20 protein-coding genes, 1 tRNA gene and 1 pseudogene are annotated in these 18,016 nt (G+C 58.9%); 4 read left to right on the top strand and 18 right to left on the bottom strand.

The genetic code is table 11. The annotated features are described in order from the left end of the window. Positions 1-6 precede the first annotated feature (6 nt). The 12 genes from rlmN to trmJ form a co-directional block, all read right to left on the bottom strand. Entirely contained in the window at positions 7-1,149 is a 1,143-nt protein-coding gene (gene rlmN, locus ASD95_RS18620) for a 23S rRNA (adenine(2503)-C(2))-methyltransferase RlmN (protein ID WP_056721259.1), read from the bottom strand. Positions 1,150-1,177: 28 nt separating this feature from the next. Continuing rightward, positions 1,178-1,603, bottom strand: a complete 426-nt coding sequence (gene ndk, locus ASD95_RS18615; protein WP_007903599.1) for a nucleoside-diphosphate kinase — start codon at positions 1,601-1,603, stop codon at positions 1,178-1,180. A gap of 201 nt (positions 1,604-1,804) precedes the next feature. Further along, positions 1,805-2,005: a Fe-S cluster assembly protein IscX gene (gene iscX, locus ASD95_RS18610; RefSeq protein ID WP_056721260.1), complete on the bottom strand. Its 201-nt coding sequence runs from the start codon at positions 2,003-2,005 to the stop codon at positions 1,805-1,807. A gap of 14 nt (positions 2,006-2,019) precedes the next feature. Further along, positions 2,020-2,361 (bottom strand): ISC system 2Fe-2S type ferredoxin, encoded by a 342-nt coding sequence (gene fdx / locus ASD95_RS18605; protein WP_007998670.1) that lies wholly within the window; start codon positions 2,359-2,361, stop codon positions 2,020-2,022. A 2-nt stretch (positions 2,362-2,363) separates the two neighbouring features. Further along, complete coding sequence (gene hscA, locus ASD95_RS18600) at positions 2,364-4,226, bottom strand: Fe-S protein assembly chaperone HscA (protein WP_056721263.1); 1,863 nt, start codon at positions 4,224-4,226, stop codon at positions 2,364-2,366. Between the two features lie 51 nt (positions 4,227-4,277). Further along, positions 4,278-4,799, bottom strand: a complete 522-nt coding sequence (gene hscB, locus ASD95_RS18595) for a co-chaperone HscB (RefSeq protein ID WP_046040913.1) — start codon at positions 4,797-4,799, stop codon at positions 4,278-4,280. 8 nt (positions 4,800-4,807) lie between these two features. Further along, positions 4,808-5,131, bottom strand: a complete 324-nt coding sequence (iscA, locus tag ASD95_RS18590) for an iron-sulfur cluster assembly protein IscA (RefSeq protein WP_003227904.1) — start codon at positions 5,129-5,131, stop codon at positions 4,808-4,810. 34 nt (positions 5,132-5,165) lie between these two features. After that, the gene (iscU, locus tag ASD95_RS18585) at positions 5,166-5,552 is read right to left on the bottom strand and encodes a Fe-S cluster assembly scaffold IscU (protein ID WP_056721266.1); all 387 of its coding nucleotides are present in this window, start codon (positions 5,550-5,552) and stop codon (positions 5,166-5,168) included. An 82-nt stretch (positions 5,553-5,634) separates the two neighbouring features. Beyond that, positions 5,635-6,849, bottom strand: a complete 1,215-nt coding sequence (locus ASD95_RS18580) for an IscS subfamily cysteine desulfurase (RefSeq protein ID WP_056721268.1) — start codon at positions 6,847-6,849, stop codon at positions 5,635-5,637. Between the two features lie 50 nt (positions 6,850-6,899). Then, the gene (gene iscR / locus ASD95_RS18575) at positions 6,900-7,391 is read right to left on the bottom strand and encodes a Fe-S cluster assembly transcriptional regulator IscR (protein ID WP_003227911.1); all 492 of its coding nucleotides are present in this window, start codon (positions 7,389-7,391) and stop codon (positions 6,900-6,902) included. A gap of 263 nt (positions 7,392-7,654) precedes the next feature. Next, positions 7,655-8,428: a serine O-acetyltransferase gene (gene cysE, locus ASD95_RS18570; RefSeq protein ID WP_056721270.1), complete on the bottom strand. Its 774-nt coding sequence runs from the start codon at positions 8,426-8,428 to the stop codon at positions 7,655-7,657. A 2-nt stretch (positions 8,429-8,430) separates the two neighbouring features. Then, positions 8,431-9,201, bottom strand: a complete 771-nt coding sequence (trmJ, locus tag ASD95_RS18565) for a tRNA (cytosine(32)/uridine(32)-2'-O)-methyltransferase TrmJ (RefSeq protein ID WP_056721272.1) — start codon at positions 9,199-9,201, stop codon at positions 8,431-8,433. 146 nt (positions 9,202-9,347) lie between these two features. Between trmJ and suhB the strand changes: the two genes are divergently transcribed. After that, positions 9,348-10,166, top strand: a complete 819-nt coding sequence (suhB, locus tag ASD95_RS18560; protein ID WP_008057724.1) for a type III secretion system regulator SuhB — start codon at positions 9,348-9,350, stop codon at positions 10,164-10,166. A gap of 251 nt (positions 10,167-10,417) precedes the next feature. Here suhB and ASD95_RS18555 read toward each other — a convergent pair whose 3' ends face one another. The 6 genes from ASD95_RS18555 to queA form a co-directional block, all read right to left on the bottom strand. Then, complete coding sequence (locus ASD95_RS18555) at positions 10,418-10,969, bottom strand: glycine zipper 2TM domain-containing protein (RefSeq protein ID WP_056721275.1); 552 nt, start codon at positions 10,967-10,969, stop codon at positions 10,418-10,420. Between the two features lie 121 nt (positions 10,970-11,090). Beyond that, a complete protein-coding gene (secF, locus tag ASD95_RS18550; protein ID WP_056721278.1) occupies positions 11,091-12,005 on the bottom strand; it encodes a protein translocase subunit SecF in 915 nt (304 codons plus the stop codon). A 9-nt stretch (positions 12,006-12,014) separates the two neighbouring features. Continuing rightward, positions 12,015-13,883, bottom strand: coding sequence for a protein translocase subunit SecD (secD, locus tag ASD95_RS18545; RefSeq protein WP_056721279.1), 1,869 nt, complete (start codon positions 13,881-13,883; stop codon positions 12,015-12,017). 64 nt (positions 13,884-13,947) lie between these two features. Continuing rightward, a complete protein-coding gene (gene yajC, locus ASD95_RS18540; RefSeq protein WP_007916913.1) occupies positions 13,948-14,286 on the bottom strand; it encodes a preprotein translocase subunit YajC in 339 nt (112 codons plus the stop codon). Positions 14,287-14,329: 43 nt separating this feature from the next. Next, complete coding sequence (tgt, locus tag ASD95_RS18535) at positions 14,330-15,445, bottom strand: tRNA guanosine(34) transglycosylase Tgt (protein WP_162130301.1); 1,116 nt, start codon at positions 15,443-15,445, stop codon at positions 14,330-14,332. Positions 15,446-15,459: 14 nt separating this feature from the next. Further along, a complete protein-coding gene (gene queA, locus ASD95_RS18530; protein ID WP_056721282.1) occupies positions 15,460-16,524 on the bottom strand; it encodes a tRNA preQ1(34) S-adenosylmethionine ribosyltransferase-isomerase QueA in 1,065 nt (354 codons plus the stop codon). A gap of 108 nt (positions 16,525-16,632) precedes the next feature. On the opposite strand from queA, the gene ASD95_RS18525 reads away from it, so the two are divergent. The 3 genes and pseudogenes from ASD95_RS18525 to ASD95_RS28795 form a co-directional block, all read left to right on the top strand. Next, positions 16,633-16,717: transfer RNA gene (locus ASD95_RS18525), tRNA-Leu, on the top strand. A gap of 171 nt (positions 16,718-16,888) precedes the next feature. Next, positions 16,889-17,218 (top strand): hypothetical protein, encoded by a 330-nt coding sequence (locus tag ASD95_RS18520; RefSeq protein WP_056721284.1) that lies wholly within the window; start codon positions 16,889-16,891, stop codon positions 17,216-17,218. Between the two features lie 171 nt (positions 17,219-17,389). Then, positions 17,390-17,908 (top strand): annotated as a pseudogene (locus ASD95_RS28795) (RHS repeat-associated core domain-containing protein); the annotation flags it as partial. Positions 17,909-18,016: the final 108 nt, after the last annotated feature.

Here is an 18,016-nt window from a genome sequence, read left to right as displayed (position 1 = left end):
TCTCGGTTATTTCGCGGCGTCTTGCGCTACATCGTTCTCGGCGTTGAGTTCACGCACGGCGATATAACGTTCGCTGCGACGGGTGCGATCCAGCACCTGCCCTACCAATTGACCACAGGCCGCGTCGATGTCTTCACCACGGGTGGTGCGGACGGTGACGTTGAAGCCGGCATGATGCAGCTGATCCTGGAAACGCCGGATGGCGTTGTTGCTCGGGCGCTCGTAACCGGAGTGCGGGAACGGGTTGAACGGGATCAGGTTGATCTTGCACGGGATGTTCTTGAGCAGCTCGATCATCTCCACGGCGTGCTCGACCTTGTCATTGATGTCCTTGAGCAAGGTGTATTCGATGGTCAGCACGCGCTTTTCGCCGAGGTTCGACATGTAGCGCTGGCACGACTCGAGCAGCATCTTAAGCGGATACTTCTTGTTGATCGGCACCAATTGGTTACGCAATGCGTCATTCGGTGCGTGCAGGGACAACGCCAGGGAGACGTCGATGTGCTTGGACAGCTCATCGATCATCGGCACCACGCCGGAGGTCGACAGGGTCACACGGCGCTTGGAAATGCCGTAGCCCAGGTCGTCCATCATCAGATGCATGGCCGCGACGACGTTGTCGAAGTTCAGCAGCGGCTCACCCATGCCCATCATCACCACGTTGGTGATGGCACGGTCGACGGTTGCCGGGACGCTACCAAAGGATTTGTTGGCAATCCACACCTGGCCGATGACTTCGGCGGCGGTGAGGTTGCTGTTGAAGCCTTGCTTGCCGGTGGAGCAGAAACTGCAATCCAGGGCACAGCCTGCCTGGGACGAAACGCACAAGGTACCGCGCTTGCCCTGGGGAATGTATACGGTCTCGACGCAGCTGCCGGACGCCACGCGCACCACCCACTTGCGGGTGCCGTCGCTGGAGATGTCCTCGCTGACCACTTCCGGACCACGGACCTCGGCAACAGTCTTGAGCTTTTCGCGCAAGGCCTTGCTGACGTTCGTCATGGCATCGAAATCATCGACACCAAAGTGGTGAATCCATTTCATTACCTGACCGGCACGGAAACGCTTCTCCCCGATTGAGTCGAAGAATTTTTCCATTTCCAGCTGAGTCAGACCCAGCAGGTTAGTTTTTACAGTCGATGTAGTCATGGATTCACCTTCACTCTTAAGCCAATGCTTAGCGAGTGGTTACTTCAGTAGCTGCGAAGAAGTACGAGATTTCGCGAGCGGCAGCGGCTTCGGAGTCCGAACCGTGTACAGCGTTGGCGTCGATGGAGTCAGCGAAGTCAGCACGGATGGTGCCGGCAGCAGCTTCTTTAGGGTTGGTAGCGCCCATCAGCTCACGGTTCAGAGCGATAGCGTTTTCGCCTTCCAGAACCTGAACGACAACCGGACCGGAGATCATGAAAGCAACCAGGTCGTTGAAGAAACCACGAGCGCTGTGCTCAGCGTAGAAGCCTTCGGCTTCAGCTTTGGACAGTTGCTTCAGTTTCGAAGCTACAACGCGCAGGCCAGCTTTTTCGAAACGAGTGGTGATCTCGCCGATCACGTTTTTAGCAACGGCGTCAGGCTTGATGATGGAGAAAGTACGTTGAACAGCCATGGTGTAACTCCAGAAACGGTAATTTACGAAAAATTAAACCCGCGAATTATACGCGGGTTCTCGGGTATTGCCTAACTGAGTGACGGTCGCGACGCCTACCTTCTGTAGGAGTTGCCGAAGGCTGCGATCCTTTGATCCCGATCCCGTGCTTGAAACTCAAGCGGATGGAAAAGATCGCAGCCTCGCTTCGCGAGTCAGCTCCTACTCGCGTTCTTCGATCCAGTGGGCCTGAATGGCCTCCAGGATCTTTTCGCCACAATGCTCAGGCATGTCGTCGAAATCGGGCAGTTCCATCACCCATTTACGCAGATCGACGAAGTTGACCGACATAGGGTCCACGTCGGGCTTGCTTTCAGCCAGCTGGATCGCGATCTCCAGCACATCAGTCCACTTGAGTTTCATGACAATTCCTTGAATCAGTGCGGTGCTTCGGCTGCGTGGTTGAGCGAGTACTTCGGAATCTCGACGGTCAGGTCTTCGGTACCGACCTTGGCCTGGCACCCCAGACGGGACTCGCGCTCAAGACCCCAAGCCTTATCAAGGTAGTCCTCTTCCAGCTCGTCAGCCTCTTCCAGCGAGTCGAAACCCTCGCGGATGATGCAGTGGCAGGTGGTGCAGGCGCAGACGCCGCCGCAAGCGCTTTCCATCTCGATGTGGTGCTCATGGGCCAGCTCGAGGATGGAAATACCTGTTTCAGCCTCAACAACCATACCTTCGGGGCAAAACTTCTCGTGTGGCAGAAAAATGACCTGCGGCATCGTTATTCCTCAATCTCATTCAGGTTGCGCCCCGCCAGCGCGGCTTTCACCGTCGAGTCCAGGCGGCGGGCAGCAAAGGCGTCGGTCACTTGCGACAGACGCTTGGTCTGCTGCTCGATGGCGTAACCATCGGTACCTTTCATCAGTTCGGTCAGTTCCTGCACCTGCATGTCGATGACCAGGCGCTCTTCGGCATCGAGCAAGCGCTCGCCATCGGCCTCCAGGGCAGCCTGTACCGCCTCGATCAGGCGCTGGGCGTCGACCTGCTGCTCGCGCAGTACGCGGGCAACCTTGTCGTCATTGGCGTGCTGGAACGAATCCTTGAGCATCCTGGCGATTTCGCCGTCGGTCAGACCGTAGGACGGCTTGACCTGGATGCTGGCCTCAACTCCCGAACCCAGCTCACGGGCGGAAACGCTGAGCAGACCGTCGGCGTCGACCTGGAAGGTCACGCGGATCTTCGCCGCGCCAGCCACCATCGCCGGAATGCCGCGCAGCTCGAAGCGCGCCAGGGAGCGGCAGTCGCTGATCAGCTCGCGCTCGCCCTGCAATACGTGGATGGCCATGGCCGACTGGCCGTCTTTATAAGTGGTGAAGTCCTGGGCGCGGGCGACGGGGATGGTGGTGTTGCGCGGAATCACCTTCTCCATCAGGCCGCCCATGGTTTCCAGCCCCAGGGACAACGGAATCACGTCCAGCAGCAACAGTTCGCCGCCATCGCGCTTGTTGCCCGCCAGGGTATCGGCCTGGATCGCAGCACCGATGGCTACCACTTGATCCGGGTCGATTTCAGTCAGCGGCTGGCGACCGAAGGCTTCGGCGACGGCTTCGCGAACGCGAGGCACGCGAGTCGAACCACCGACCATGACTACGGCGTGCACGTCTTCCAGTTCGATACCGGAATCACGAACAGCGCGGCGGCAGGCTTTCAGGCTGCGAGCAACCATTGGCTCGATCAGCGCATTGAAGGCTTCGCGGGTCAGCTCGGCTTTCCAGTCGCCATGGGCAACCTCAACGGCCGCAGCATTGGTCAGGGCTTCCTTGGCCGCACAGGCGGTTTGCAGCAAATTGCGTTGCGCACCCGGATCGAGGTCGGCGGACAGACCGGCGCTCTCGATGATCCAGCCAGCGATCGCGTGGTCGAAGTCATCGCCACCCAGGGCGCTGTCGCCACCGGTGGCCAAAACTTCGAAGACACCGCCGGTCAGGCGCAGAATCGAAATATCGAAGGTACCGCCGCCCAGGTCGTAGATCGCGACCAGGCCTTCAGCGTGCTGGTCCAGACCATAAGCCACGGCCGCAGCGGTCGGCTCATTGAGCAAACGCAGCACGTTCAGACCGGCCAGCTTGGCCGCGTCCTTGGTGGCTTGACGCTGGGCGTCGTCGAAATAGGCCGGAACGGTGATCACCGCGCCCACCAGCTCACCACCCAGGGTCGCTTCAGCGCGTTGGCGCAGGACCTTGAGGATGTCGGCGGAGACTTCCACCGGGCTTTTCGGGCCCTGGATCGTGTCGATGAACGGCATGTGCGACTCGCCACCGACAAAGCGGTACGGCAACTGATCACCAAGCTGCTTGACGTCGGACAGACCACGACCCATCAAGCGCTTGACCGACAGCACAGTGTTCAAGGGATCGGTAGCGGCAGCCAGCTTGGCGGATTCGCCCACCTCGACGCGATCGGCGTGGTAGCGCACGGCAGACGGCAGGATGACCTGCCCTTCTGCGTCGGCAAGCGGCTCGGAAAGACCACTGCGCAATGCAGCGACCAGCGAATTGGTAGTGCCCAAGTCGATCCCCACAGCCAGACGACGCTGGTGCGGTTGAGGACTTTGGCCGGGTTCGGCGATCTGCAGTAGGGCCATCGTTATCAGGACTTATCTGTATATCAGGCGTGCGACCGGAGCGGCACTGGGTTAATCGTCGAGGCGCTCTTCCAGCTGGCGCACTTCGTAGGTGAGCTTGTCGAGGAACTGCATGCGCCGCATCAGGCGTTCGGCCTGTTCACGGTGCGCGGCATCGTTCCAGCAAGCTGCGAAGCTTTGGTTCAGTTCATCCTGGGCAGCCTTCAGGCGACGCTTGAAGACGGCAACGCCATTGAGGTCGGCGCTGTCCTGCAGGTCTTCGAGCTCTTCACGCAGCTCCATCTGCTGCAGAAGGAACTCCGGATCATGCACCGTGACCTCCAGCGGCAGCTCGCCACCATTCAAGGCGAGCAGGTAACGCGCGCGCTTGGGTGGACTCTTGAGCGTCTGGTAGGCCTCGTTGAGGCTCGCGGATTGCTCCAGCGCCAACCGCTGCTCACGCTCGGAAGCGTCGGCAAAGCGGTCCGGATGAACACTGCGCGCCAACTCACGGTAGCGCGTAGCCAGCTGATCGAGGTCCAGATCGAAACTCGGTTGCAGCTCAAATAAAGCGAAATGACAAGGAGTACCCACGACAAGCCTCAGATGTTGAAGCTTTCGCCGCAGCCACATTCACCGCGTACGTTGGGGTTGTTGAACTTGAAGCCTTCGTTCAACCCTTCCTTGACGAAATCGAGCTCGGTGCCGTCCAGGTAAGCGAGGCTTTTCGGGTCGATGATCACTTTTTCGCCGTGACTTTCGAACACCTGGTCCTCTGCAACCACCTCGTCGACAAACTCCAGCACGTAGGCAAGGCCGGAACAGCCCGTGGTGCGAACACCCAGACGAATCCCTTCACCTTTGCCGCGCCCGTCGAGGGAGCGCCGCACGTGTCGAGCAGCCGCTTCTGTCATGCTGATAGCCATCGGTGACTCCTTACTCGTCGCCAAAACTCGAAAATCAGATCAAGCCTTTCTTCTGCTTGTAATCGCGAACGGCCGCCTTGATGGCGTCTTCAGCGAGTACCGAGCAGTGGATTTTCACTGGCGGCAGGGCCAGTTCTTCAGCCAGCTGGGTGTTCTTGATGGTTTCCGCTTCGTCCAGGGTCTTGCCCTTCATCCACTCGGTGGCGAGGGAGCTGGAAGCGATAGCCGAACCGCAGCCGTAGGTCTTGAACTTGGCATCTTCGATGATACCGGCGTCGTTGACCTTGATCTGCAGGCGCATCACGTCGCCGCACGCCGGAGCGCCGACCATGCCGGTGCCGACATCAGGATCTTGCGCATCCATCTTGCCGACGTTGCGCGGGTTTTCGTAGTGGTCGATGACCTTTTCGCTGTAAGCCATGATTCTTAATCCTCACTCATCAGAGAGTCGCTCTTGAAGCCCTGAAACCTGAGTTTACAGGGCTGATTGCGGCGACTTGAAATCAGTGTGCCGCCCACTCGATTTTCGAAATGTCGACACCGTCTTTGTACATGTCCCACAGCGGCGACAGAGCGCGCAGCTTGGTAACGGCCTCGCAGACTTTCTGCGCGGCGTAGTCGATTTCTTCTTCGGTGGTGAAACGGCCGAAGGTGAAGCGGATCGAGCTGTGTGCCAGTTCGTCGTTGCGGCCCAGGGCGCGCAGTACGTACGAAGGCTCCAGGGACGCCGAGGTGCAGGCCGAACCGGACGAAACCGCCAGATCCTTGAGCGCCATGATCAGCGACTCGCCTTCAACGTAGTTGAAGCTCAGGTTCAGGTTGTGCGGAACGCGGGCGGTCAGGCTGCCGTTGACGTACAGCTCTTCCAGGTGCTCGACCTGCTTGTAGAAGCGGTCGCTCAACGCCTTGATGCGTGCGTTCTCGGCAGCCATGTCTTCCTTGGCCACGCGGAAAGCTTCACCCATGCCGACGATCTGGTGGGTCGCCAGGGTGCCGGAACGCATGCCGCGTTCGTGGCCGCCACCGTGCATGGTCGCTTCAATACGTACGCGCGGCTTGCGGCTTACGTACAGGGCGCCGATGCCTTTAGGACCGTAGGTCTTGTGGGCGGAGAACGACATCATGTCGACTTTCAGCTTCGAAAGATCGATCTCGACCTTGCCGGTGGACTGGGCGGCGTCGACGTGGAACAGGATGCCCTTGGAGCGGAGCAGTTCGCCGATCGCTGCGATGTCGTTGATGGTGCCGATTTCGTTGTTCACGTGCATGACCGAAACCAGGATGGTGTCGTCGCGCAGTTCGGCTTCGATCATCTCAGGAGTTACCAAGCCGTCGGTACGAGGCTCGATGTAGGTCACTTCAAAACCTTCACGCTCCAGTTGGCGCATGGTGTCCAGGACAGCCTTGTGCTCAATCTTGGTGGTGATCAGGTGCTTGCCTTTGGTGGCATAGAAATGTGCCGCACCCTTGATTGCCAGGTTGTCGGACTCGGTAGCACCGGAGGTCCAGACGATTTCACGCGGGTCGGCGTTGACCAGATCGGCCACCTGACGACGGGCGTTTTCGACGGACTCTTCGGCTTTCCAGCCGAACACATGGGAACGGGACGCCGGGTTACCGAAGTTTCCGTCGACCAGCAGGCATTCACTCATCTTTTGCGCGACACGCGGATCAACCGGGGTAGTCGCAGAGTAATCAAGGTAAATCGGCAATTTCATGGACTATCTCCTAAATCAGGCTGGCTGGCGTGCCGCTAGCTCTCTGGCAGTCATTCGACGGCGGACGCTTCAATCTTGTCCAGGCGTGGCGCCTTGCTATTGCAACGGCGTTGGTCCTGGCGCTGGGCTACTTCTTGCACCTCACGGCGAGTCACAAGGTCAGCCAAGCTGATACCGCTCAGAAATTCGTGGATCTGCAGGCTCAGGTCACACCACAAGTGGTGAGTCAGGCAAGTGTCACCGGAGTGGCAATCACCCTGGCCCTGGCATTTGGTTGCATCGACCGATTCGTTCACCGCATCGATCACCTGGGCGACCTGGATGCCCTGCATGTCGCGGGACAATTGGTAGCCACCGCCCGGACCGCGAACGCTGGACACCAGGTTGCTGCGGCGCAGCTTGGCGAAAAGCTGTTCGAGGTAGGACAGGGAGATGCCTTGGCGCTCGGAGATATCGGCCAGGGACACGGGCCCGTGCTGCGCGTGTAACGCCAGGTCAAGCATGGCGGTCACGGCGTATCGGCCTTTTGTAGTCAGTCGCATGGACAATTACCACGGAGTTCGGAATGAGGCGAGTATGCAATTCCCGAGTATTTAAGTCAACTATTAGACCTAGTACTTTAGTCGGGATTACCCGCAAAAGAGCGGGCGCATCATAGCAGGGTCTGTGGCGTAATGGCACACCGGTCGGCGCTCTGCCATTGTCTAAATGCGACCTGCGTAGGAGCTGCCGAAGGCTGCGATCTTTTGATCTTGCCCTCTAAGATCAAAAGATCGCAGCCTTCGGCAGCTCCTACACAAAGGCATCAGCCAGTCTGCTGACCCTTGTCCTTCACACAGGCAAAGTCTTCCTCACGCAGTTCAGGCAGATCTTTCGCACAGTAATTGCTGCCCAGATCCTTCAACGCCCCGCACATCCCCTCCAGGCGCCCATCGACCGCCTGCAAGTGATCGAGCAACTGGTTGATGGCGCGAGCCACCGGGTCGGGCATGTCTTCAGTCACGCCGTAGGCATCGAAGCCGATTTTCTCGGCCATGGCCTTGCGCTTGGCGTCCTGCTCTTCGTCGGGCTTGACGATGATCCGCCCCGGAATCCCCACTACAGTGGCACCCGGCGGTACTTCCTTGGTCACGACCGCATTGGAACCGACCTTGGCCCCGGCACCGACAGTGAACGGACCGAGCACCTTCGCGCCCGCCCCGACCACGACGCCATCACCCAGGGTCGGGTGACGCTTGCCCTTGTTCCAGCTGGTGCCGCCCAGGGTCACGCCCTGGTAAATAGTCACGTCATCGCCGATCTCGGCGGTTTCACCGATGACGATGCCCATGCCATGGTCAATGAAGAAGCGACGACCGACCTTGGCACCCGGATGGATCTCGATCCCGGTCAACCAGCGACCGAAGTTCGACACCAGCCGCGCCAGCCATTTCAGGTCAGCGCGCCACAGCATCGCCGACAAACGGTGAATCCAGATGGCATGCATGCCGGGGTAGCAAGTCAGGACTTCAAAAGCGTTACGCGCCGCCGGGTCTCGGTGGAATACGCTCTGGATATCTTCACGCAAACGCTCGAACATCATTAATCCTTCCGCTTAAGGAGCTCACCACGGGCCGCTTTCTGGGTTTCCGTGAGGATGCCACGCAAAATATTCATTTCCGCCCGGCTGACCGAGCTGCGTCCGTACAACCGGCGCAGGCGCGCCATCAAGTGCCGTGGCTTTTCCGGATCGAGGAATTCGATGGCCACCAGGGTCTGCTCCAGGTGCTCATAGAATCGTTCCAGCTCGTCCATGGTCGCAAGCTCCGCGCTTTTGACCGAAGCCACTTCTTCCTTCTCGACCTTGCTCGGCTGACCTTGGGCCGCCAGCCAGGACATGCGCACTTCATAACCCAACACCTGCACCGCCGCCCCAAGGTTCAGCGAACTGAACTCAGGGTCTGATGGAATGTGCACGTGATAATGACATCGCTGCAGCTCTTCGTTGGTCAGGCCGGAATCTTCACGACCGAACACCAAGGCGATTTGGGCGCCCTGCCCGGCTTCCTCGACCACTTTCGTGCCGCATTCGCGGGGATCGAGCAACGGCCAGGGAATACGCCGGTCGCGGGCACTGGTGCCAAGCACCAGATTGCAGCCGACCAAGGCATCTTCCAAGGTGGCGACGACTTGCGCGCTTTCAAGGATGTCCCCGGCACCGGAAGCACGAGCATCAGCCTCGTGATGCGGGAACTGACGAGGCTCGACCAGCACCAGCCGCGACAGCCCCATGTTCTTCATGGCACGCGCAGCCCCGCCGATATTGCCCGGATGGCTGGTATTGACCAGGACGACACGAATGTTTTGCAGCAAGGGAGGCGCTCTCGAACACGATAATCGGGAGCGGAATCTTACAGCTGTAGCTACCGTTAAGCCATGAAAGCGAACGTCGTCCTTCTCCTGTAGAAACTTTCTGATAGAATGCCCGGCTTTCTTTAACAACCTTAGGTGACACATCCATGCAGCCCATGCTGAATATCGCGCTGCGCGCCGCCCGCAGCGCCAGTGAATTGATCTTCCGCTCCATCGAGCGCCTGGATACCATCAAGGTCGACGAAAAAGACGCCAAGGATTACGTATCCGAGGTGGATCGCGCCGCCGAACAGAAAATCATCGACGCCCTGCGCAAGGCCTACCCTAATCACTCGATCCTGGGTGAAGAGACCGGTATGCACGCCGGCTCCGGCATCGAAGGCGAAGAGTACCTGTGGATCATCGACCCACTGGACGGCACCACCAACTTCCTGCGCGGCATCCCTCACTTCGCTGTCAGCATCGCCTGCAAATACCGCGGTCGCCTGGAACACGCTGTTGTCCTGGACCCGGTTCGCCAGGAAGAATTCACCGCCAGCCGTGGTCGCGGCGCCCAACTGAACGGTCGTCGCCTGCGCGTCAGCGGTCGCACCAGCCTGGACGGCGCCCTGCTGGGTACCGGCTTCCCGTTCCGTGACGACCAGATGGACAACCTCGACAACTACCTGGGCATGTTCCGCGCCCTGGTTGGCCAGACCGCCGGCATCCGCCGCGCCGGTTCCGCGAGCCTGGACCTGGCCTACGTGGCTGCCGGCCGTTTCGACGCCTTCTGGGAATCGGGCCTGTCCGAATGGGACATGGCTGCAGGCGCCCTGCTGATCCAGGAAGCTGGCGGTTTGGTGAGCGACTTCACCGGCGGTCACGACTTCCTTGAGAAAGGCCACGTCGTTGCCGGTAACACCAAGTGCTTCAAGGCAGTGCTGACGGCGATCCAGCCGCACCTGCCGGCCTCGCTGAAGCGCTAAGCTTCCAGCGACAGAGAAAGCACCCTTCGGGGTGCTTTTTTTATGCCTGAAAATCGCCCTTCAAAACACTACAACCCCCTGTGGGAGCGAGCTTGCTCGCGATAGCGGGGTATCAGTCACCTCATATGCTGAATGTGACACCGTCATCGCGAGCAAGCTCGCTCCCACAGAGGGTTGGCGGTGATGCATAAATCGTGGGCACAAAAAAAGCACCCCGCAGGGTGCTTCTTTTTTAATCCGGCATCAGCAGATCACTGAGCCGCCTGATTCTCAGACAGGATCAACTTGCCTTCCTTATCCACCGGAATCTGGTTGCCTGGATCACGATCCATGCGCACCTTGCCTTCCTTGCCGTCCAGCGAATAGCGCACGTCGTAACCCACGACCTTGTCGCTGATGTCATTCACCGTATTACAACGGGTCTGGGTCGTGGTGTAGGTGTCACGCTCTTGCATGCCTTCCTGCACCTTGTTGCCGGCGTAACCACCACCGACAGCACCCGCGACCGTGGCGATCTTCTTACCGCTGCCGCCACCGATCTGGTTACCCAGCAAACCACCTGCCAATGCACCGACCACCGTACCGGCGATCTGGTGTTGATCTTTCACCGGCGCCTGCCGGGTGACCGCTACATCCTTGCACACTTCACGTGGAGTCTTGATTTGTGTCTTGACCGGTTCAACGGCTAGAACCTGAGCAAACTCAGGACCGCTTTGTTTAACCAGGCTGTAGGTGGCCACAGCACCCCCGGCAGTTACACCGACAGCACCCAGTACAGCACCAACCAGCATCGACTTGTTCACATGAACCTCCTGGACCATCACATGCGGAACGTGTCCGCGCTTCTCCCAGCCTTGGAGCACAAAAAAAGGCGCGAGTTCAACTCGCGCCTTTTTTGGACTACATCGCTTAAAGACTTTGCCTTCAAGGACGGTCGTCGACTTCCTTCTCGGTATTGGCCGGAGGAATCAGGTCTTCCGTGCTCAGGTTCAGCCAGATCAGCACCACGTTGGCGATGTAGATCGACGAGTAAGTACCCGCCAGAACACCGATGAACAGGGCGATGGAGAAGCCGAACAGGTTGTCGCCACCAAAGAACAGCAGGGCCGCGATCGCCAGCAGGGTGGAGATCGAAGTCGCCATGGTCCGCAGCAGGGTTTGCGTGGTCGAGATGTTGATGTTCTCGATCAGGCTGGCCTTGCGCAGTACACGGAAGTTCTCGCGAACCCGGTCGAATACCACGATGGTGTCGTTGAGCGAGTAACCGATGATCGCCAGTACCGCCGCCAGCACCGTCAGGTCGAAGGTGATCTGGAAGAACGACAGGATACCGATGGTCACGATCACGTCGTGGATCAGGGAAACGATCGCACCGACCGCAAACTTCCACTGAAAGCGGAAAGCCAGGTAGATCAGGATGCCGCCCAGCGCCATCAGCATGCCGAGGCCGCCCTGGTCGCGCAGCTCTTCACCCACCTGCGGGCCGACGAACTCGACGCGCTTGACCGTCGCCGGGTTCTCGCCACCGACCTTCTGCAAGGCCTCGGCTACCTGGTGACCCAGTTGCGGGTCTTCGCCAGGCATGCGCACCAGCAGGTCGGTGGTTGCACCGAAGTTCTGCACGATGGCTTCGTGATAACCCGATTTCACCAGCTGCTCACGCACCTGGGTGACGTCAGCCGGACGCTCGTAGGTCAGCTCGATGAGCGTACCGCCGGTGAAGTCCAGGCCCCAGTTCATGCCCTTGGTGGCAACACTGAACAACGCCAGTGCGGTAAGGAACAATGTGACGCCGAACGCAAAGTTGCGAACGCCCATGAAGTTGATTGTACGTAACATGGCAGCCCCTTAAATCCACAACTTCTTGAAGTCACGACCGCCGAAGATCAGGTTGACCATCGCGCGGGTCACCATGATGGCCGTGAACATCGAGGTAAAGATCCCGAGGGACATGGTCACTGCGAAGCCCTTGACGGGACCTGTGCCCATGGCAAAGAGGATGCCGCCGACCAACAGTGTTGTCAGGTTGGCGTCGAGAATCGCGGTGAATGCCCGGCCGAAGCCTTCGTTGATTGCGCGCTGCACGGTCATGCCGGCGGCGATCTCTTCACGGATCCGCGAGAAGATCAGCACGTTGGCGTCGACCGCCATACCCATGGTCAACACGATACCGGCAATACCCGGCAGGGTCAGCGTTGCACCCAGCAGCGACATCAGGGCCAGCAGCATCACCATGTTCACCGCCAGTGCGACGGTGGCGATGAGGCCGAAGAAGCGGTAGATGGCCATGATGAACAGCGAGACGAACAGCATGCCCCACAGCGATGCATCGATACCCTTGGTGATGTTGTCGGCACCCAGGCTCGGGCCGATGGTGCGTTCTTCAGCGAAGTACATCGGAGCAGCCAGACCACCGGCACGCAGCAGCAGCGCCAGTTCGGACGACTCGCCCTGGCCGTTCAGGCCAGTGATGCGGAACTGAGCACCCAGCGGCGACTGGATGGTCGCCAGGCTGATGATCTTCTTCTCTTCCTTGAAGCTCTGGACCGCCACGTCTTTCTCGACGCCGTTGACCATCTGCTTGGTGTAGGTGGTAACCGGACGCTGCTCGATGAAGATCACCGCCATGCTGCGACCGACGTTCGAACGGGTCGCACGGCTCATCAGCTCGCCGCCGTGACCGTCCAGACGAATGTTCACTTCCGGGGTGCCGTGCTCGCCGAAGCCAGCCTTGGCGTCGGTGACCTGGTCACCGGTGATGATCAGGCCACGCTCGATCAGCGCAGGAGGACGGTTGCCCTCGCGGAACTCGAAGGATTCGGAAGTGGCTTTCGAAGCGCCAGGCTCAGCGGCCAGGCGGAACTCGAGGTTGGCCGTCTTGCCGAGGATACGCTTGGCTTCGGCGGTGTCCTGCACGCCTGGCAGCTCAACCACGATGCGGTTGGCGCCCTGACGCTGGACGATCGGCTCGGCAACACCCAGCTCGTTGACGCGGTTACGTACCGTGGTCAAGTTCTGCTTGATGGAGTATTCGCGGATTTCCGCCAGCTTGGCCGGGGTCATCGCCAGACGCAGCACCGGTTGGCCATTGAGGTCGGCCGGAACAATGTCGAAATCGTTGAAGTTCTTGCGAATGATCGAACGGGCCTGTTCGCGGGTCGCTTCATCAGAGAAGCCCAGCTGAATGGCACCATCGAGTTGCGGCAGGCTGCGATAACGCAGTTTTTCTTTGCGCAGCAGGCTCTTGACGTCGCCTTCGTAGACTTTCAGGCGTGCGTCGAGGGCTTTGTCCATGTCCACTTCCAGCAGGAAGTGCACACCACCGGACAAGTCCAGACCCAGCTTCATCGGGTGCGCGGCGAGGCTGCGCAGCCATTGCGGTGTGGTTTGTGCCAGGTTCAATGCAACGACGTAGTCATCACCCAACGCCTTGCGGACAACGTCCTTGGCCGGCAGTTGGTCTTCAGCCTTGGTCAGGCGAATCAGGCCGCCCTTGCCGTTGGCAGCCAGGGTGGCAGCCTTGACGTTGATCCCGGATTCCTTGAGCGCAGCGCTCACACGATCCAGATCAGCCTGATTGACTTGCAGTGCAGTGCTTGCACCGCTGACCTGAATGGCCGGGTCATCAGGATAAAGATTGGGAGCGGAATAAATCAGACCGACCGCCAGCACCGCCAGGATCAGAATGTATTTCCACAGAGGATATTTGTTCAGCATCACGCCGCCCGTTTATGACGCGGGGCGCCTTGCGCGCCCCGTCGATTGAATATGAAGTTGAAACTTAGATCGCTTTGAGCGTGCCTTTTGGCAGCGTGGCAGCGATGGCGCCTTTCTGGAATTTCATTTCGACGGTGTCGGAAACTTCCAGAACAACGAAATCGTCTGCAACTTTAGTGATCTTGCCGGCGATGCCGCCGGTGGTCACAACTTCGTCGCCTTTCTGCAGGCTGCTCAGCAGATTCTTCTGCTCTTTGGCGCGCTTGGCCTGTGGACGCCAGATCATCAGGTAGAAGATGACCAGGAAACCGACCAGGAAAATCCACTCGAAACCGCCGCCCATTGGGCCGGCAGCAGCAGGTGCAGCGGCGTCAGCCATGGCATTAGAGATAAAAAAGCTCATTTAGCACTCCAGTTGCAAATGTTGAATCTTGGGGTCAGAAAACTCAGTCCAAAGGCGGAACAGGTAACCCGCGTTTGGCGTAGAAGGCATCGACAAAGGCGGCCAATGTACCCTGTTGAATAGCCTCGCGCAAACCAGCCATAAGCACTTGATAATGACGCAAGTTATGGATGGTATTGAGCATGCTTCCCAGCATTTCGCCGCACTTGTCCAGGTGATGCAGATAAGCGCGGGAGAAGTTCTGGCAGGTATAGCAATCGCAGGTCGGATCGAGCGGCGAATCATCATGGCGATGGAACGCGTTACGGATCTTCAGCACGCCGGTATCAATGAACAGATGCCCATTGCGGGCATTACGGGTTGGCATCACGCAATCGAACATGTCCACACCGCGGCGCACACCCTCAACCAAGTCTTCCGGTTTGCCAACGCCCATAAGGTAACGAGGTTTGTCAGCCGGCATCATGCCCGGCAGGTAATCCAGCACCTTGATCATCTCGTGCTTCGGCTCGCCCACCGACAGGCCGCCAATGGCCAGGCCGTCGAAGCCGATCTTGTCGAGGCCTTCCAGGGAGCGCATGCGCAGGTCCTGGTGCATGCCGCCCTGCACGATGCCGAACAGCGCCGCCGTGTTGTCGCCATGGGCTTCTTTGGAACGCTTGGCCCAACGCAGGGACAATTCCATGGAGATACGGGCGACGTCTTCGTCCGCCGGGTACGGCGTGCATTCGTCGAAAATCATCACGATGTCGGAGCCCAGGTCACGCTGGACCTGCATCGACTCTTCCGGGCCCATGAACACCTTGGCGCCGTCGACCGGGGAAGCGAAGGTCACGCCCTCCTCCTTGATCTTGCGCATGGCGCCCAGGCTGAACACCTGGAAACCGCCGGAGTCAGTCAGGATCGGGCCTTTCCACTGCATGAAATCGTGCAGGTCGCCGTGCTTCTTGATCACTTCCGTGCCCGGGCGCAGCCACAGGTGGAAGGTGTTGCCCAGAATGATTTCAGCGCCAGTCGCCTCGATATCCCGTGGCAGCATGCCCTTGACCGTGCCGTAGGTGCCCACCGGCATGAAGGCCGGGGTCTCGACGGTACCGCGCGGGAAGGTCAAACGACCGCGACGAGCCTTGCCATCAGTGGCCAGCAGCTCGAAAGACATACGACAGGTGCGACTCATACTGTTTCCTCTGGGCCCGATTCTTTAGGGGCAGTCGGCGCAGGATTACGCGTGATGAACATCGCATCACCGTAGCTGAAAAAGCGGTAACCGTTGTCCACGGCGGCCTTGTAGGCAGCCATGGTTTCGGGATAACCGGCGAACGCCGAAACCAGCATCAACAACGTGGATTCGGGCAAATGGAAATTGGTGACCAAGGCATCGACCACATGAAACGGCCGGCCAGGGTAAATGAAAATGTCTGTATCGCCGCTGAACGGCTTGAGCACGCCATCGCGGGCGGCGCTTTCCAGGGAGCGCACACTGGTGGTCCCCACCGCCACCACACGACCACCGCGAGCGCGGCAGGCGGCAACGGCATCGACCACGTCCTGGCCGACTTCCAGCCATTCGCTGTGCATGTGGTGATCTTCGAGCTTCTCCACGCGCACCGGCTGGAACGTGCCAGCGCCGACGTGCAAGGTCACGAACGCAGTCTCGACGCCCTTGGCGGCAATCGCCTCCATCAGCACCTGATCGAAATGCAGCCCCGCCGTCGGCGCCGCCACCGCGCCCAAACGCTCGGCGTAGACGGTCTGGTAACGCTCACGGTCGGCGCCTTCATCCGGGCGGTCTATATAAGGAGGCAGCGGCATATGCCCCACACGGTCGAGCAGCGGCAACACCTCTTCGGCAAAGCCCAACTCGAACAACGCGTCATGACGCGCCAACATCTCGGCCTCGCCACCGCCGTCGATGAGGATCTTCGACCCCGGCTTGGGCGACTTGCTGGAACGCACATGGGCCAGCACACGATGACTGTCGAGCACCCGCTCCACCAGGATTTCCAGCTTGCCGCCGGAAGCCTTCTGGCCAAACAGCCGCGCCGGAATCACCCGGGTATTGTTGAACACCATCAAATCGCCGGGGCGCAAATGCTCCAGCAAATCAGTGAATTGACGGTGTGCCAGGGCGCCGCTGACCCCATCCAGGGTCAACAGGCGACTATTGCGCCGCTCGGCCAGCGGATGGCGGGCGATCAGCGAATCAGGGAGCTCGAAAGTAAAGTCAGCAACGCGCATGATGGGGTGTCGTCTAGCAGGGCCGGGAAGTCTAGCGGAAATATCAAAAATTCTCCATGTACCTGATTGACCAGCGGTTATCTCATCTCTATACTTCGCCGCCATTGAGCCCTGATGGCGGAATTGGTAGACGCGGCGGATTCAAAATCCGTTTTCGAAAGGAGTGGGAGTTCGAGTCTCCCTCGGGGCACCAAAATTAAGAAAGGTCTTGCTTTGCAAGGCCTTTTTTTTCGCCTGCAGAAAAGCACCTGACACCCCACCGACAAACGCGCCGACCTGTAGGAGCTGCCGAAGGCTGCGATCTTTTGATCTCGCTTCTCTTCTGCCCTCCTCGCCGGAAGAACATTTCACAAGGATTCCCCCCATGGAATTGCACCTTGAAACCGTCGCCCTTTTCTCCCTCAAACTGGCTTATGAATCGGAAGATTCAAGCCCGATTTTGCGTGACGATCTGGTCATGGGTGACTATCAGCGGGATGTGTTTGAGCTGCTGGTGCGGCGGGGGGATGTTGAGACGATTCAGTTGAAGGTGGATGAGTGTGTGGGGTTAGCGCTGGAGGCCATTGGGGGTGTGGATAAGCCGTTGGGGCGGGAGTTGCAGAGACTCGCAGCTGAATTTTCCAGTAGCCAGACGATTGAACTGCTTGATGCCCCGCTCGTTGCGCTCAAGGATTATCTGAAAGATATCCAATGAGATGACCATCATCCGCTGTCGAGACATCTCGAATTGCAGTTGCCTAACCTGCTACTTGCGCAGTAGATCTATCAGTTCTGCTAGTACCCCAATCTCGCTAGTCATTCAATACTGAACTCCTTCACTTAGGATTTCCGAGGTGTTCATCCCATGACAGCCCAATAAGGAACTCTGCTGTGCCATTATCATTATGATGCTCTCGACCGGCTGGTCGGTAACATGATGCCAGGCGAGCAAGAGCACCAGCGTTTCTACTGCAAAAACCGCCTGAGCACAGAGATACAGGGGAAGATAAGCTATTCCATCGTCCAACACGGCGACCAGTTGTTGGCGCAACAGCAAACTGACGGTGATGTGCACCACACCACACTTCTGGCCAACGATCAACAGCGCTCGATATTGCAGACAACCAAGACCAATCATCACCCACAATCTATCGCCTATTCGCCCTACGGTCACAGCCCCTCTACAAGTGGGCTACTCAGCCTGCTTGGCTTTAATGGCGAGCGACCGGATCCGCTGACTGGGCATTATTTGTTGGGGAACGGATATCGAGCGTTTAATCCAGTGTTGATGCGCTTTAACAGCCCGGATAGTTTTAGTCCATTTGGCAGAGGCGGTTTGAATTCTTACGCTTATGTATTGGGTGACCCAATCAATAGCAGAGACCCAACAGGCCATAAGCCACTGCTGATGCAGTGTAAGCGGCCAGCGAACACACCTTGCACAGATCAGGCAGGCATCCACTGATGGGGCAGCAGTTGCTCGATCTCGCTCGCCCGCTGCGTCGGCAACCGC

It is taken from the genome of Pseudomonas sp. Root71 (assembly GCF_001429045.1).
GTDB lineage: Bacteria > Pseudomonadota > Gammaproteobacteria > Pseudomonadales > Pseudomonadaceae > Aquipseudomonas > Aquipseudomonas monachiensis.
This window is presented reverse-complemented; position numbering and strand designations above follow the sequence as displayed.